This window comes from Nonomuraea sp. NPDC052116 (assembly GCF_040680035.1).
GTDB lineage: Bacteria > Actinomycetota > Actinomycetes > Streptosporangiales > Streptosporangiaceae > Nonomuraea > Nonomuraea angiospora_A.
Map to the genome: position 1 here is coordinate 1 of NZ_JBFAWA010000055.1, position 16560 is coordinate 16560.

The following is a 16560-nucleotide window of genomic DNA, read 5'->3' on the forward strand; positions in this document are numbered from 1 at the left end:
AGTACGGGCCGCGCAGGAGCCGACCAGACAGAACTTCAGGTTCGCTGCCGTTCTGCGGGGGCGATCTACTCGACGACGTCGCACCGCTCCTGCCCAAAACCTGTTGAGTCCCGGCTCGCGCACAAGGACGAGGACCTAACTGAGCTTTCGTCCCGGACGTAACGGCCAAGAGCAGGAGTCGGCCAAAGGCATCGCCGCGGGTCCACCGATGACGACAGCCACCCCTGATCCTGTCTCCGCTGTTCCGGTCGGCGGTCTCGCCCGAGTCGGCGCGCTCAGCCGTCCTTCATGACATAGCGGATGGGGAGGCGTTTGAGGCCGCCGACGAATGTGGTGGCGGTCCACACGGGCTCGCCGTCGAGCTCGACGCTCGCCAGCCTGGGAACGAGTTCGGCGAAGAGCGCGCGGATCTCCATGCGGGCGAGCGCGGCGCCCAGGCAGTAGTGAACGCCGGAGCCGAAGGCCAGGTGCCTGTTGGGGTCGCGGCCGACGTCGAAGCGGAACGGGTCGGCGAAGACCTCCTCGTCCCTGTTGGCCGACGGGTACGACAGCAGCACGGATTCGCCCTTCCTGATGGGCGTGCCGTTGACCTGAGTGTCAGCGGAGGCGGTGCGCATGAACTCCTTCACAGGACTCACCCACCGGATCATCTCCTCGACGGCCGTCGGCAGCAGACCGGGGTCGTCCCGCAGTCGCCGCAGCTCGTCCGGGTGCCGGATGAGCGCCTCCAGGCCGCCCGCGATCGTGGAGCTGGTGGTGTCGTGCCCGGCCGTGGCAATGAGGATGTAGTAGGAGGCGGCGGTGTTGTCGTCCAGCGGCCGGCCGTCGATGCGGGCGTTGGCGATCTCCGAGGCGAGGTCGCCAGTGGGCCTGGCCCTGCGCTCGGCCGTCAGCTCGTGGAAGTAGGCGAAGAGGTCCTCCAGCACGGAGGTGTGGCCCCGCGGGCTGCCGTCGCGCCCGGTCTCCTCGTCGTGCTGGCCGAACAGCTCCTGCGTGAGCCGCAACATGCGTGGGAAGTCCGACTCGGGCAGGCCCAGCAGGGTAAGGATGACGTAGAGCGGATAGTGCACGGCGACCTGGCGGGCGAAGTCGCACGCGCCGCCGTACTCTGCCATCCGGTCCACGTGCAGGCGGGCGAGCTCTCGGACCCGCGCCTCCAGGGCGCGCATGGCCTTGGGGCGGAACCAGTCGGCCCCGACGGCGCGCAGGACGCGGTGCTCCGGATCGTCCATGTGGACGATGCTCCTGAGCGCGGTCCCCCGCGCCCGGCGCGTTTCGAGTGCGGCGTCGAGGTCCGCGGTCCTCAGCACGGGGCGCGGGGCGCTGAGCCACAGGGTGTGGTCCCGCTCGATCTCCAGCACGTCGGCGTGGCGGGTGACCGCCCAGAACGGGGTGTACCCGGGGACCTCCACGCGGTGGACGGGAGATTCACGGCGCAGCAGCGCGAGTGCCTCGTGAAGGCGGGTCTCGTCGGTGTACGCGGCGGGCGTGGCAAACGTTCGGCCGGCTTCGCTCACGGACGTGGTGGGGTTCACGGTGAAGCCTCCTGTCTCATCGGGTGGCGCGACGGGGGCAGTAGATCCGGCCGGGTCCCTTCGGCGCCCTACAGGCCAGGAGGTGCCATTCCCGCGGCGCCGCGTCCCCATGCGGGGAGTCGATTCGGTCAGGACCAGGGACCGACCGCTGACCCGGTTCTCTGAACGTCAATGGGGACAGACACCGCCGTACAGACACGGGGGTGACAAAAGGATCATTAATCCCGTAAGTTCACCGGATTCCCACCTATTGGAGGATCTACGGTGAGCACCCCCCAACGTCGTATGACTGCGGCCTGCTTGGCGGTCGGCACCATCACGGCGTTCCTCGCGCCGGGCACCGCCCAGGCCACGACCGAACCGACCGCCACCGTCTTCTACCCCAACGCGGTCCAGAGCACGGGCGACGAGTCCCTCGTCGACGACCACGACCGCGACGGCGCGGCCTTCGACCCGGCGTACCGCACCGTCACCCTCACTGACCTGGACAGCTCCGGCACCCTCACCGGGCGCTACGTCAGGGTCAAGAGCGAGACCGGCAAGGCCGCCAAGACCGTGGACGGCGCCTTCCCTGCCTGGCACCGCGACACCGACCAGTTCGAGCAGGTCATGGGCTACTACTGGGTCACCACCGCCCAGCACTACATCCAGTCACTGGGCTTCGGCTCCCGGCTGCGCGCGGTGAACCAGCGCCAGATCGAGCTGCGGATCAACCAGTACGGCGGCGACAACTCCTTCTTCCGGGAGGACAAGGCCAACATCACCCTCGGCAAGGGAGGCGTGGACGACGCCGAGGACGGCGAGGTGATCGTCCATGAGTACGGCCACTCCGTGCAGGACGGCCAGGTGACCGGCTTCGGCACGACCCTGGAATCGGGCGCGATCGGTGAGGCCTTCGGCGACTACCTCGCCGTGGCCGTCAGCAGCTGGAAGACCGGCGTACCCACGCGGACTCCCGAGGCATGCGTGGCCGACTGGGACTCGGTCTCCTACACGTCAAGTGCCCCGCACTGCCTGCGCCGACTGGACGGCGCCAAGCGCTACCCCGAGGACATGGTCGGCGAGGTGCACGCGGACGGCGAGATCTGGTCGTCAGCCCTGTACGACATCCGCACCAGGCTTGGTGACACGCTGGGCAGCACGGTCATCATCGACGCGCAGTTCGACTTCGCCAAGGACACCACCTTCAAGGCGGCGGCCGAGGCCACGGTGAACGCGGCACGGCGGCACGGCGGCGACACCGCCGCGGCAGCCGTACGTGCCGCGTTCACCTCCAGAGGTCTTCTCTAGCTCTGCCGGAGCGCGGCTGTCGAGATCGGGGTGGAGTAGGCGCTGGCACCTCCGCCTACTCCACCCTCACGCAACCTCCAGCCCATAGCCCAAGACGGCCCCGCCTTCACGAGGAGCGCTGTTTTGACCTGTGAGGCTCAGAAACTCGAATCACTTCCGGTGCGAAGCCCTCGTCCGAAAGGCATGGGGCTGAGGAGCGCCAAGCTGCCGGCCGGGGTCGCCGGCTGACGCCATCCCGAGAACCGGCCGGGTGGAGTCCTTCACGAATACTCCCGTGCCGCTTGAACTGCACGGACGGAGTTTTCGGCAGGCACAATCACGCCGACCGGCTGTGGCTCGCGGCCAATGTCGCCGGTGGGCGGAGGTGTTCCGGTCACCACGGTGGCTCGCATGCCCCGTCATCTGGTCGAACACAATTATCGGCAGGCGCACTCTTCAACGCCGCCACCAGGCACGCGCCCGCTGGTTTCATCACCGAGCCCGCCCGACCACCGCATACATCCAGCTCAACTACCTGAAAATGCCAGCGTTAGCGCCAGCGCCTGGTGCATTGATAGGCGATCCAACGACCGCCGCCCGCATTGGCTACGGCGTTCCTCTTCGCCCTGGCGGGCGTGCTCCCCCTACCGCCCCAGAAGACGTTTCTCCTGGAATTGTAGGCGACAGCGCCGCACCCGTTGACGAAGGTGACGAGGACTTTGCAGCTGGAGCGGCCGCATTCTCTCAGTGCCCGCCGTTTGGCGGCAGCCACTGTTCCGTAGTCCCAGGACCTGCCGGTACGGCCGTTCCGCGCCACAGCGATGGCACCGTAATAGTAACGTGCTTGACTTTCCCCTGCAGTAGCCGACGTAGCCGCAACAGCTGCCACGGGAGCCGCCGTAGCCAGCGCCCCGCTCGCCATAAGAACGCAAGCGGCCACGGCAGTGAGCTTCTTGCCTAGCTGCACGATGTCTTCCCTTCCTGCCGCCCAAGCCGACGGCAGCGTGATTGGTGAGGAGAGTCTGTATTGTGCCACTTGCAAATGACTTAAACCGATAGATGCTCAAGGGAGCAAAGTGAAGGCCGCCAGCGGAACGGCGTCGCGCCATACCCGTTGCATAGGGCTTGAGCTGCACGTTCTTCAAAGGTGAGCCGCTGGTGCTCCGTCACGAGAATCAGGTGCCGCGCAGGCACGCGCCGCCGGCCAGGTCGGGAGTGTTCGCGAGCAGGAACCCTCACCAGTTGGTGAAGGCGCCGTCACGGGTGCGCAGGTGGGGGCGTTCAGCGGCGATGGCCTGATATTTCCGGGCCTCGGCCCGGTCGATGTCGACGCCGAGGCCGGGCAGGTCGGGGATCTCGAAGCGACCTCCGCGGACCACCGGCCGGGCGGTGAACACGTCCGGCAGCTCGGGCAGGGCTTGGTGCTCCTGCACTCCGATGTACGGTGAAGCCAGGTTCAGGTGCAACGACGAGGCCGCCGTCACCGGGCCGAGCGGGTTGTGGGTGGCCAGCTTGACGTAGTGCGCCTCGCACATGGCGGCGATCTTCCTGGCCTCGGTGAGCCCGGCCGCCACGGCGATGTCCACCCTGGCGTAGTCGATGAGGTCCTGCTCGATGAGCCGCTGGAACTCCCATTTCGACCCGAACTGCTCGCCCGCCGCCAGCGGCACCGCCGTACGGGATCTCAACGACCGGTACACCTCCAGGCTCTCGCACCGCAGCGGGTCCTCCACGAAGTACGGCTTGGCCGCCTCGATCTCGCGGCACAACGTCACGGCTTCGGGCAGGTCGAGCCGCGTGTGCACGTCGAGGATCAGCTCCACGTCGTCGCCCACGGCCTGCCGTACGGCATGGAACAGGTCGATGCCCCACCGCATCGAGGCCCGCTGGTCCAGCGTGCCGTCCTGGTCATGGGGCACGGCGAAGCGAAGGTGCCGCCAGCCTTCCGCGACGAGCGCCCGCGCCCGGTCCAGGAACGCCTCGAGGTCGTGGTAGTCGTCGCCCAGGTGGGCGTAGGCGGGAACGTGGTCACGCGTCCGCCCCCCGAACAGGTCGTAGACCGGCACTCCGAGCGTCTTGCCCCGGATGTCCCACAGCGCCACGTCGATGGCGGCTATGGCGGACGACAGGATGCGATCGGCCGGGAAAAAGCCCCGGCGGAACATCACCTGCCACAGGTGCTCGATCCTGGTGGGATCCTCACCCAGCAGCAGCTCGCCCAGGTGCTCGATCGCCCCCGAGACCGCCTTCTGCCGCGAGCGGATGCCCACCTCGCCGATGCCGTGCACGCCCTCGTCGGTGTCGACGACGACCAGCATCATGCTGTCGCCGTGCTCGGGCAGCGTGAGCACTTCCCAACCAGTGATCTTCACAGATGAGCTCCTATGAGAACGTTACCGGGATTCTCAGGAACCCAATCATGCATCCTTCGTGCGGCGATGGCCAGAGCGGATTTAACAGGTTGGTGACCGCGAGGAAACGCTCTTGACGCTTCCGGGAACGTTTGCAACCATCCTCCGTACCGGTACGAGGAGGACAGCGTGGCAGTGACGATCAGGCAGGTGGCGCAGGCGGCCGGAGTGTCGGTCTCGACGGTCTCTCGCGCGTTCACCGCCCCCGATCAGGTGCAGCCCCAGACCTTGCAGCGCATCCGGGAGGCGGCCTCGAAACTGGGGTACGCGCCCAACCCGGCGGCCCGCTCACTGCGTGGCGGGAAGACCGAGTCTCTCGGGCTGATCATCCCCGACATCGCCAACCCGTTCTTCCCGCCGATCTTCAAGGCGATGCAGGCCCGGGCCCGCAGGCTCGGCTACACCGTGCTGGCCGCCGACACCGACGAGCGGGAGTCCGACGAACTGGAGACCATTGCCGCGGTCTCCAAGCGGGTCGACGGCATGATCCTGTGGGCCTCCACCCTCTCGGAGGACAGGCTGGGCGAGCTGGCGGAGACCATGCCAGTGGTCCTGGTCAACCGGCACGTGCCCGGCATCCCGGAGATCCGGGTCTCCCTGACCGCCGGCATCTCCCAGGCGGCCGAGCACCTGAAGGCCTACGGCCACACCAGGTGCGTCTTCATCAACGGCTCGCGACCCGAGCACAGCCGCGGCAAGTCGATAAGGGAGGCGTTCGAGGCGCACGACCTGTCCCTCGTCGAGCTCGGCCCCTACGAGCCGCGCTTCGAGACCGGCCTGCACGCCGCCACCTTGGTCACCTCCGCCGACGCCACCGCGGTGCTCGCCCACAACGACCTGGTCGCGCTCGGAGTGCTGCACCAGCTCGCCAAGCTGGGCGTCGACGTGCCGCGCGACGTCAGCGTGATCGGCATAGACGACACGCTGCTCGCCGAAACCGCCACCCCGTCGCTGACCACCATCCGCATCTCGGCCGAGGAGCTCGCCACCCGGGCCACCGACCTCCTGCTCGACACCATCGGCGGGCGGGGCGGCGGGCGCGTCGTGGAGATCGGCTCCCGGCTCATACCCAGATCCTCGACCGGTCCCGTCCACGGCTGACCGCCGTTCGCCGATCATCGACAACCCTGTGGTACGGCATGCCGTACCACCGTCCCGCCCTGCCGTCTTCAACACCTTTCTTAATGCTATGACCTGAACGCGGGAGCTCAGATGAAGAAGATCACCGCCTCCCTCGGCGTGGCCGTCCTGGCCACGGCCGTCGCCGCCTGCGGATCGTCCTCCGGTGCCGGGCAGGAGTCCGGCACCATCACCCTCAGGGTCCAGGGCATGCCGCCGGCGACCGACAAGCCGAGCCTGGCCGCGTTCGAGAAGATGGTCGCCGACTTCGAGAAGCAGAATCCCGGCATCGCCATCGAAGGCTCCTCGGCCGCTTACGACCCGCTGACGTTCTCCGCCAAACTGGCCGGCGGCAAGGTCGAGGACGTGATCAAGGTGCCGCTCACCGAGCCGCAGGGGCTCATCGCCCGCAAGCAGGTCAAGCCGCTGGCCGCGGAGCTGGCCAAGTGGCCGCACTACAAGGAGTTCAACCCGCAGGTCCTGCGGCCGCTGAGCGACTCCGCCGGTGAGGTGTACGGCGTGCCCCAATCGCCCTTCGCGATGGGACTCGTCTACAACCGGGAGCTGTTCGCGAAGGCGGGCCTCGATCCCGACAAGCCGCCGACGACCTGGGACGAGGTTCGGGCCCAGGCCAAGCGGATCGCCGAGAAGACCGGCAAGGCCGGGTTCGTGCACGAGTCCAAGAACAACCAGGGCGGCTGGCAGCTCACGAAGCTGACCTACACCTTCGGCGGCGAGATGGAGAAGCCCGCCGGCGACACGTGGGTGGCGGCCTTCAACGCCGACGCGACCAAGCGGGCGCTGGCCCTGCTCAAGGAGATGCGCTGGACCGACGACTCCATGGGTGCCAACCAGCTCAACGACCAGAACGACGTGATCAAGCGGTTCGCCGCCGGCGAGATCGGGATGTACCTGGGCACGCCCGGCACGTACCGGCTGGCCAAGATGACCTACGGCATGCCGAACATCGACGCGTTCGGCATCGGGCCGCTCCCGCAGGCCGGCGGGAACGCCACGCTGACCGGCGGTGACGTCTACATGGTGCCCAAGTCGGCCTCCGCCGAGAAGACGGCCGCGGCCGTCAAGTGGCTGCTGTTCGCCTACGCCCAGCCGCAGTACGACACCGGCGCCGCCGCCGAACGGGCCAAGGCGCTGGCGGCCGACCCGAACGCCGCCGTGGGCGTGCCGACGCTGCCGATGTTCGACGAAGCCCAGCAGGCCAAGATCGACGAAGCCGTCAAGCCGTACGTGAACGTCAAGCTCGAGCACTTCCGGCCATGGATCGAGGGCACGCCCAAGCTCCAGCTCCGCGCCGAACCCCCGGTGCAGGCCCAGGCCGTCTACGCGGTGCTCGACAGCGTGGTGCAGGCCGTACTGACCAACCGGGACGCCGACCTCGACGTCCTCCTCACCAAGGCCGAAACCGACGTGAACGCCAAGCTCGCCGCGAGCCGGCAGTGACGCTCGCCCCGCGCCTCGCTCGCCGCGAGCCGGCGGTGACGGTCGCCCCACGCGCCGGCAGGCGGGGCAACTCCGTCATGGCGCTCCTCTTCCTCGTCCCGGCCTTCGTCGCCTTCGGCGTGTTCTCCTACTGGCCGATGATCCGCGGGCTGCTGATCTCCTTCCAGGAGACGAACCTGGTCGACCCGGCCACGTGGGTGGGGCTGGACAACTTCACCGCGCTCGGCCGGGACCCGCTGCTCTACACGGCGATCGCGAACACCCTGCTGTTCGTCGGGCTGGGACTGCTCATCGGGTTCCCTGCGCCGCTGATCCTGGCCACCGTCATGTCGACGGTGCGGAAGGGCGCCGGGGTCTACCGCTTCCTCGTCTACCTCCCGGTGGTGATCCCGCCGGTGGTGGCGATCCTGCTGTGGAAGTGGTTCTACGATCCCGGGCACGGCCTGTTCAACGAGTTGCTGGGCCTGATCGGCGTGGGCCCCTTCCCCTGGCTGGAGTCGCCCAGGACCGCGATGCTCAGCCTGGTCATCCAGTCGACCTGGGCCTGGATGGGCAGCACGGTCCTCATCTACCTCGCCGCCATGGTGACCATCCCCTCGGAGCTCTACGAGGCGGCGCAGATGGACGGCGCGTCGATCGGGCGCAGGCTGTGGCACATAACCCTGCCCCAGCTCCGCCCCACCATCGGCCTGCTGCTCCTCCTCCAGCTGGTCAGCACCACCCAGGTGTTCACCGAGCCCTACGTCTTCACCGACGGCGGCCCGGAGAACAGCACGCTCACGATCCTCCTGCTGATCTTCAGGTACGCCTTCCGGGACGGCGCCTACGGCCAGGCCGCCGCGCTCGCCTTCCTCCTGGCGATCTTCCTGGGCCTGATGTCGGCGATCTACCTGCGGGCCACCCGCGCCTGGAGCTCCTCATGAGCCTGATCTCCCCCGTCGAGGAGCGCCGCCCGGCGGTCAGGGCGGCCGTGCGCGCGGTCCAGTGGCTCACCCTCGCGCTTCTCCTGGTGATCGGTATCGGCCCGCTCTACATGACCGTCAAGGGCGCGGTCTCCCCGGCCACCGACCTGATCGCCAAGCCGCTCGAACTCTGGCCGGGCGACCCCCGGCCGGAGAACTTCGGCACCGCCTGGAACGATCTGGGCATCGGCCACTACCTGCTCAACACGCTCCAGGTCGTCGGCGGCTCATGGGCCGTCCAGCTCATCGTGGCGATCACCGCCGGCTACTCCCTGTCGGTGCTGAAGCCCAGGCTCGGCAGGCTGATCTACGGCGCGATCCTGGCCACGATGTTCGTCCCCTACACGGTCTCGATGACCAGCCTCTTCCTGACCATCATCGACCTGGGCCTCGTCGACTCCTACTGGTCGATCTGGCTGCCCGCGGGGGCCAGCGCCTTCAACGTCCTGCTGGCCAAGCGCTTCTTCGACGCGCTGCCGCCGGAGCTCTTCGCCGCCGCCAAGGTGGACGGCGCCAACTCCTGGCAGCTCCTGACCAGGATCGTGCTGCCGATGAGCCGTCCGATCCTGGCCGTCATCAGCCTGATCGCGATCATGCACAGCTGGAAGGACTTCATCTGGCCACTCGTGGCCATCACCGACCCGGACAAGCAGCCCGTCAGTGTGGCCCTGGCCACGCTGGCCGACCAGGCGCCGCAGGACGTGCTGATCGCCAGCATGGCGATGGCGCTGGCCCCGCCGGTCCTGCTGTTCCTGGTCTTCCAGAAGTACGTCGTCGCCGGACTCGGTTTCACCGGTGTCAAAGGCTAATCACGAAAGGCAGACCCCCGTGCCTGAAGTCTCCCGTCGTACCCTCCTCCAGGCCGCCGCGCTGACCGGCCCACTGATCGGCGCGGCCTCCGCGCTCACCGCCGCCCCCGCCCGGGCGGACGGCCTGTCGATCTCGGCCGACGGCATCGCTCTTGTCGCCGAGGCCGACGGCTCGATCGTGGTCCGCGACGGTTCGGGAACCGATCGTCTCAGGATCGGCCACTTCATGATCAAGGACAGCGTGCTCGGGCAGCAGCGTACGTTCGGCGGCACTCCGAGCCTGACCACCGTGGACGGCCAGCCGGCCCTCCAGGTCGCCTACAAGATGTCGGCGAGCGCCTCGGCGGTGACCGTGCGCGGCACGTTCACCGTGGCCGCCCGCCGGGCGAGCCTGAAGTGGGAGGTCAGCGGCAGCTCCACGCTGGCCCCCACCGGCTACATGTTCTCCCGCGCCCTGATCGGCAACACGGCGCCCGAGCAGTACGTGCCCGCCACGGTCTGGACGAAGGACGCCCGCGGCGGCGTGCCGTACGAGATCAACGCGGGCTCGCTCTACCGGGAGACGTGGGACGGCACGAGCGCCTACTTCCGGGTGGCGGCCTCCACCCCGTCGTTCACCAACGCCACCTGGATCCACTCGCCCGCGGGTGCGGACGGGGCGACCCGAGTGGAGCTGGTCGTCGGCGACATGCGGCCGGGCGCGGCCAACGCCGTGGCGACCGCGGCGCCACTGGGCGTGGACGTCTGGAGCGACCAGCCCTTCGGCCTCTACGACCCGGACGCGGCCATGGCGGTCAACGCGCAGGTGGTCAACGGCGGCGCGGCCGCCAAGCCGGTCACCCTCACGTGGTGGGCCCGCGACTTCGACGGCGCCGTGCTCGGCACCGGCAGGCTCACCAGGACCGTCGAGCCCGGCGCGGCGTGGCAGGAGCCGCTCACCGTGCAGGGCCGCGCGCAGGGCATCGTGTTCATCGAGGTCAAGGCCACCTCAGGAAGCGAGGAGGCGTTCGCGCGGACGAACCTCGCCACGCTGCGGCCGTACACCTACCAGGAGGACGGCAAGTTCGGCATCGCGAACTACACCTGGCTGCTCGTCCCGGACAAGCAGCAGGTCGGCCGGCTGATGCAGAAGATCGGCGTCAACTGGGTGCGCATCGCCTACGACGGCGCGCCGGGCATCCCGCCCGCGGAGCTCGACGCGCTCGGCATCCGGCACAACGTCCAGCTCGGCGGAGTGATCTTCAACGGTACGGCGGAGCAGATAGCGGCCTGGGCCGACGACCGCGCGCGGATCGCCCGCGAGTCCGGCGCGGCCTACTTCGAGGTGGCCAACGAGCTGAACCAGCCCTGGATGTCGGGGCAGAAGGCCGCCGAATACGTGCGCGACGGTCTGAAGCCGATCCACGACCGGCTCAAGGACTCCGGCATCAAGCTGATGAACTGCGGCCTCGGCGGCATGGACCACCGGTGGACGACCAACTTCCACGCGGCCGGCGGCTGGGACCTGATCGATGCGTTCGCCTTCCACCCGGGCCGCGGCAACTTCACCGCCGACTACGCCCCGCCGCCGGAGGAGTGGGAGCAGGGCTCGAACGGCTCCTACTGGAACTTCCTCGGCGCGCTTCGCAAGGCCAGGCAGACCCTCGACGAGTACGGCGGCGGCAAGGAGCTCTGGCTGACCGAGGCCTACGCCTGCACCCGGCCCAACCACTGGTGGAACGACACCCACCGCCAGGCCGCCGAGAACACGCTGCTCCAGCTCGCGCTCTGCCTGTCGGAAGGCGTGGACGGCGTCAACTGGTACCAGCCCCACGACAGCACCATCCACCATCCGCAGGAGGCCGATCCGAAGAACCCCGAATACCACTTCGGGCTGCTGAACCGCGACACCAGCGCCAAGCCCGCGCTGCTGGCGTTCGCGACGGCCACGCGTCACCTGGAGGGCGCGACCTTCAAACGCTGGCACACCTTCGCCGATCCCGACCTGAAGGGCCTGCTGTTCGACACTCCGCGGGGCAAGCTGGCCGTCCTGTGGAGCCGCAAGGACGGCTACATCCTCAACCGGGACCACGGCGAGGACCAGTGGTATCCGCACCCTGAGGCCTGGGTGGACCACTGGCCCACCAAGACCTGCCTGTCGCTGAAGACCTCCGGGCGGACGGTCCGGGAGATCGACTGCATCGGGCAGGAACGCACCATCACCGCCGACGGCCGCCGCGTGAAGGTCACCCTGGACGGCGCCCCGCGCCTCTACTACGGGCTGGAGCTATGAGATCGGAAACCCTTTCCCGCGACGTGACCGTGGTCGGCGGCGGCCTGGCCGGCGTCAACGCCGCCGTCGCCGCGGCCCGGCTGGGCCGTACGGTCGCCCTCGTCACCAACCGGCCCGTGCTCGGCGGCAACTCCAGCAGCGAGGTACGGGTCTGGGTGGTCGGGGCGACCGGCCACGGCAAGAACCACAACGCCCGCGAGGGCGGCATCATGGGCGAGCTCTTCCTGGAGAACCAGTACCGGAACCCGCACGGCAATCCGTACTTCTGGGACACGACCGTCCTCGACCTGGTGCGGCAGGAGCCGAACATCGCGCTCTTCCTCAACACCGACGTACGGGAGGTGTCGTGCTCGGCGGGGCGGATCGACTCCGTGACCGGTTGGATGATGGGCTCGGAACGGCTGATCACCTTCGAGTCGCCGATCTTCCTGGACTGCACCGGGGACGGGCTGGTCGGCCACCTGGCCGGCGCCCGCCACCGGATCGGCCGTGAGGGGCGCGCGGAGCACGGCGAGCCGTGGGCGCCCGAGGTGCCCGACGACATCACGCTCGGCAGCACGCTGCTCTTCTACACCAAGGACGCGGGCGAGCCGGTCCGTTACGTCCCGCCGGGCTTCGCCAAGGACATCACCGAAACCTCGATCCCCGAGCGGCGGATCATCAGGGCGGGCGACAACGGCTGCGCCTACTGGTGGATCGAGTTCGGCGGCGAGCTGGACACCGTGCACGACAACGACCGCATCCGGGACGAGCTGTGGTCGGTCATCTACGGCATCTGGGACCACATCAAGAACTCGGGGAAGTTCGACGCCGAGACCATGACCCTGGAGTGGGTGGGCGCGCTGCCCGGCAAGCGGGAGTACCGCCGCTTCCTCGGCGACCATGTGCTCACCCAGCATGACGTGCTGGGCCAGACGCCCTTCGAGGACCGGATCGCCTTCGGCGGATGGTCGATCGACCTGCACCCGCCGCAGGGCATGTACGCGAAGGAGGACGGCGCGAGGCAGCGCTACGCCGACGGGATCTACCACATCCCGTACCGGTCCATCTATTCGCAGAACGTTCCCAACCTGCTCATGGCCGGGCGGAACATCTCGGCGTCGCACGTGGCGTTCGGTTCGACCAGGGTCATGGCCACCTGCGCCACCATCGGCCAGGCGGCCGGCACGGCGGCCGCATTGTGCGTCGCCGACGGCGTCTCCCCCCGGCAACTGGACGTGCGCGCTCTGCGGACGACCCTCCTGCGGGAGGACGGCTCGATCGTCGGCCTGCCGTACGAGGACCCCGCGGATCTCGCTCGCGCGGCCACCGCCGAGGCGTCGAGCACGTTGTCCCGGCTGGAGGTGGAGACCTCGGCCGAGACCTGGCCGCTGGAGGCGGACGCCGGCCTGATCCTGCCCGTCGACCCGGCCCTGGACTCGGTGGAGCTCATGCTCGACGCGGCGGCCGGGACCGAGCTGATCGTGGACCTCTACGATCCGATGCTGGGCCAGAACTACGTGCCGCGGGACCTGATCGCCTCGCACACCGTTCCGGTCGAACCGGGGAAGAACCAGTGGGTCCGCGTGGATCTGTCGTTCCGGCCTGCTCGGGCGCAGAACGCGTTCCTCCTGATCCACGCGAACCCCGACCTCGCCCTCCACGTCGCCGACCGGCCCACCCCCGGCGTGCTCTGCCTGACCCGGGTTCCGCTGCGCCCCCAGGACGAGGCACCCCAACTGCTGCGGGAGTGGTCCGACTCGGGCCTGCTGCGCCGTACGTTCTGCCATCGGACCGGCCCGACCGATGCCTTCGCGCCGTCCAAGGCGCTCGACGGCTTCCAACGCCCGCACGCGGGGCCCCACATGTGGGTGTCGGACCGGCTGCCCGCCACCCTCGAACTGTCCTGGCCCTCGCCAGTGACGATCGGCCGCGTCGACGTGCTGGCCGACGACGACGTGAACGAGGACCTGATCAACCTGCACCACCACCGCACGCCGTTCGAGGTCATGCCCACGCTGGTCCGCGACTACCGGTTGGAGGTGCGGCAGGGCGGCGACTGGCGGACGGTGTCCGAGGTGCGCGACAACCGGCGGCGCCGCAACGTCCACGACCTCGAGCCGGTCACCACCGACGCGCTGAGGATCGTGGTGGACGCCGGCAACGGGACCCCGTACGCCCATGTCGTGGCGGTTCGCGCGTATTCGCCGGTATGAGTAGACCCATGAAGCGTGTCCTGGTCACCGGCGCTGCCGGCCGTATCGGCCGGGCCGTCCTCGACCTGCTCGGGCAGCAGGGGATCACGGCCAACGCCCTCGTGCTGGAAGATCCGGGAGATCTGAAGGCCGAGCTGGTCGTCGCGGGATCCGCGACGGACTCGCACGCCGTACGGAAGGCCCTCAAGGGGGCGGACGCCGTGATCCATCTCGCGGCGATCCCCACCCCCGAACGGCATCCGGCCGAGGAGGTCTTCGCCACCAACACCCAGGCCACCTTCACCGTGCTGGAACAGGCGGGCCGGGCCGGGATCAGGCAGGTGTGCACGGCCGGCAGCACGGCGATCTCGGGCCTTCCTTTCGCCGCGCGCACCCTCCACCCTCGATACGCCCCGGTGGACGAGGAGCAACCGCCCCTTCCCGAGGATCCCTACGCGCTGTCCAAGCAGGTCGACGAGCTGACCGCCCAGATGATGTCGCGACGCCACCGCATGTCGGTGACCGCCCTGCGCCTGCCGTACGTCGGCGGCTTCGACGAGCGCCTCCTCGACTTCGCACGGAGGTGCGAGCTGGACCCCGGCCTGCACGCGGCCGGACTGTGGGCCTACCTCGAAACCCGGGACGCGGCCCGGGCGTGCCTGCTCGGCCTCGCCCTCGGCGGCTGCCACGTCATCACCGTGGCGGCCCCGGAAACCCTCGTCTCCCACCCCACCGAGGAGCTGCTCCGCCGTTTCCATCCCACGACCGAGATCCGCCGTCCGCTGCCGGGCCGCGCGGTCCCCCTGAACCTGGCCAGGGCGACCGGCGTTCTGGGCTTCAGCGCGGAATTTCACGTATGACGGTGACCTGTGCGCAGGTGGGCGCGGGGTGCGCAGCCGGCCCGGTCTTTCGTCAGCAAGGCGTGGGCCGCCGTTGTGCTCTTCCGGTATCTCTACATCGGAGCCGTCCGACCATGACGGGGTCGGGGATGTCGCCGGTCGCCATCCGCAGGTAGGCGGCCTCCTCGTGCCGGTGCGGGAACAGCGAACCCTGTCACAAGAGAGGGTGAGTCTCCGGGTGGGTGTCCCACCATCGGCGGAAGACAGGGTTGTCGTCCACATGATCCTTGAACGCGATGGCCAGGCCGCGGTAGATCGCCGCGGCGGCCTGCGGGCTGAGGTGGTCCCGCCGCCAGGCCATGACGAGCCGGCCGACCTGGGGCTCTCCTGACAGAGGAAGCACAACCGTGCCCTCGCGGGCGGGCCAGGTGGGATCTACCAATCGGACGGCGTGACCGGCGGCGACCAGGTGGTGGCCGCCGCCGCTCGGGGCGTCGTACCGGATGTCAGGCTCGAACCCGGCGGCGCGGCAGGATGCCCGCAGCGCCGCGAGCGAACCGTCGTCGGCCCCCGGTGGGCTGATCCACGACTCCTCGCGCAGGTCTGCGAGCTGGATCTCGCCCTTCCCCGCCAACGGGTGCCCGGCCGAGAGGGCGACGAAGAACGGGTACCGGGGGATCAGCATCCTGCTGACTACAGGCGGGCCCGGCGTGACGCCGAAGCCCTCCACCATGCCGATGAGCGCGGCGTCGAGTCGGCCCTGGGCCAGCGCGTCCGCCAGGAGCGCGGCCGACGGCTCGATCCGCAGGGAGATGGCGCGTCCGAGGATCGCCTCGCCCACCCGATCCACCATGCTCGACACGCAGGCCGTGTGGATGCTGCCGAGCTGGAGTCCGGTCGCTGGGGCATGCGCGTCACGCAGGTCGCCGAAGAGCCCGTCGATCTCCGCCAGCACGATCCTGGCCCTGGCGACGACCTGGTTACCCAGCGCCGTGGGGGCCGCGCCGGTACGGCTGCGGACGAACAGCTCTCCGCCGATGACTTTCTCGATCTTCCTCAGCTGGTTCGTCATGGCCGGTTGCGACAGGCCGAGGCGGGCGGCGGCACCGCTCACGCTACCCATCTCGGCTATCGCGCAGACCACGCGGAGATGCCTGAGCTCAAGCTCCATAAGCTATGTGATATATCAGTTGCCGCCTCCTGAACACATAGTCAATGACTACGCGGCGCGCGGCGCGTAGCACTCGGGCGACCTCACATCCATTCGGATACCCCCTGGATGTTCCATGGCCCCGGCCAACTGCCGGTCGCGCCACGACCCGCCGCGCATCCCCGCCGCGGATGCTCTCCGACCGTCGACGGCCAGAGGGCTTCGGCCGTGTTCCGTCGCGAAGGGGCGCGCCATAACTCAGATTTATGCATCGGCTTATGATCGGAGGTTTTTCCCGGCATTCACACTACGGACACACGAAAGCCTGCCTCCGGTTTTCGCAGGCAGGCAATCCAGGCGAACCGCCGTACCTCCCTGTCCCGGCTGACCAGCCCGAACCTCACAGCCAGTGCCAAGCCCCAGGAGGTTGTCCGTGAGGATGCCCCAGCCACGATCTGCCGGCGGCAGATCACTGTCCAAACTGCTCGTGTTCTTGTCCACCTTGGGATTAGCCATCGGCCTGGTCTTCGTGCCATCCGTACCGGCGAAGGCAGGCACC

The 16560-nt window shown here is 68.9% G+C and carries 12 protein-coding genes; 8 read left to right on the forward strand and 4 right to left on the reverse strand.

What is annotated here, in order from left to right; all coding sequences use genetic code 11:
• Positions 1-275 precede the first annotated feature (275 nt).
• Positions 276-1535, reverse strand: a complete 1260-nt coding sequence (locus AB0L65_RS57800; RefSeq protein ID WP_364265308.1) for a cytochrome P450 — start codon at positions 1533-1535, stop codon at positions 276-278.
• Positions 1536-1799: 264 nt separating this feature from the next.
• On the opposite strand from AB0L65_RS57800, the gene AB0L65_RS57805 reads away from it, so the two are divergent.
• Positions 1800-2825 (forward strand): M36 family metallopeptidase, encoded by a 1026-nt coding sequence (locus AB0L65_RS57805; protein ID WP_364265310.1) that lies wholly within the window; start codon positions 1800-1802, stop codon positions 2823-2825.
• A 529-nt stretch (positions 2826-3354) separates the two neighbouring features.
• On the opposite strand, the gene AB0L65_RS57810 is transcribed toward AB0L65_RS57805, so the two are convergent.
• On the reverse strand, positions 3355-3726 hold the full coding sequence (locus AB0L65_RS57810) for a DUF4189 domain-containing protein (protein WP_364265395.1): 372 nt from the start codon (positions 3724-3726) through the stop codon (positions 3355-3357).
• A 313-nt stretch (positions 3727-4039) separates the two neighbouring features.
• The gene (locus tag AB0L65_RS57815) at positions 4040-5176 is read right to left on the reverse strand and encodes a mandelate racemase/muconate lactonizing enzyme family protein (protein ID WP_364265312.1); all 1137 of its coding nucleotides are present in this window, start codon (positions 5174-5176) and stop codon (positions 4040-4042) included.
• A gap of 168 nt (positions 5177-5344) precedes the next feature.
• Between AB0L65_RS57815 and AB0L65_RS57820 the strand changes: the two genes are divergently transcribed.
• From AB0L65_RS57820 to AB0L65_RS57850, 7 genes are all read left to right on the forward strand, one after another.
• A complete protein-coding gene (locus AB0L65_RS57820) occupies positions 5345-6316 on the forward strand; it encodes a LacI family DNA-binding transcriptional regulator (protein WP_364265314.1) in 972 nt (323 codons plus the stop codon).
• A 111-nt stretch (positions 6317-6427) separates the two neighbouring features.
• Entirely contained in the window at positions 6428-7795 is a 1368-nt protein-coding gene (locus AB0L65_RS57825; RefSeq protein WP_364265316.1) for an extracellular solute-binding protein, read from the forward strand.
• Complete coding sequence (locus AB0L65_RS57830) at positions 7792-8718, forward strand: sugar ABC transporter permease (RefSeq protein WP_364265318.1); 927 nt, start codon at positions 7792-7794, stop codon at positions 8716-8718. The genes AB0L65_RS57825 and AB0L65_RS57830 overlap by 4 nt, the downstream gene beginning before the upstream one ends.
• Positions 8715-9566, forward strand: coding sequence for a carbohydrate ABC transporter permease (locus tag AB0L65_RS57835; RefSeq protein WP_355200511.1), 852 nt, complete (start codon positions 8715-8717; stop codon positions 9564-9566). The genes AB0L65_RS57830 and AB0L65_RS57835 overlap by 4 nt, the downstream gene beginning before the upstream one ends.
• 19 nt (positions 9567-9585) lie before the next feature.
• Positions 9586-11838: a hypothetical protein gene (locus AB0L65_RS57840; protein WP_364265320.1), complete on the forward strand. Its 2253-nt coding sequence runs from the start codon at positions 9586-9588 to the stop codon at positions 11836-11838.
• Positions 11835-14033, forward strand: a complete 2199-nt coding sequence (locus AB0L65_RS57845; protein ID WP_364265322.1) for an FAD-dependent oxidoreductase — start codon at positions 11835-11837, stop codon at positions 14031-14033. The genes AB0L65_RS57840 and AB0L65_RS57845 overlap by 4 nt, the downstream gene beginning before the upstream one ends.
• 8 nt (positions 14034-14041) lie before the next feature.
• Positions 14042-14872, forward strand: a complete 831-nt coding sequence (locus tag AB0L65_RS57850; protein WP_364265324.1) for an NAD(P)-dependent oxidoreductase — start codon at positions 14042-14044, stop codon at positions 14870-14872.
• 193 nt (positions 14873-15065) lie between these two features.
• On the opposite strand, the gene AB0L65_RS57855 is transcribed toward AB0L65_RS57850, so the two are convergent.
• Positions 15066-16022 carry a LysR family transcriptional regulator gene (locus AB0L65_RS57855; RefSeq protein WP_364265326.1) on the reverse strand — a complete coding sequence of 319 codons (957 nt, stop codon included), beginning with the start codon at positions 16020-16022 and terminating at the stop codon, positions 15066-15068.
• Positions 16023-16560 lie beyond the last annotated feature (538 nt).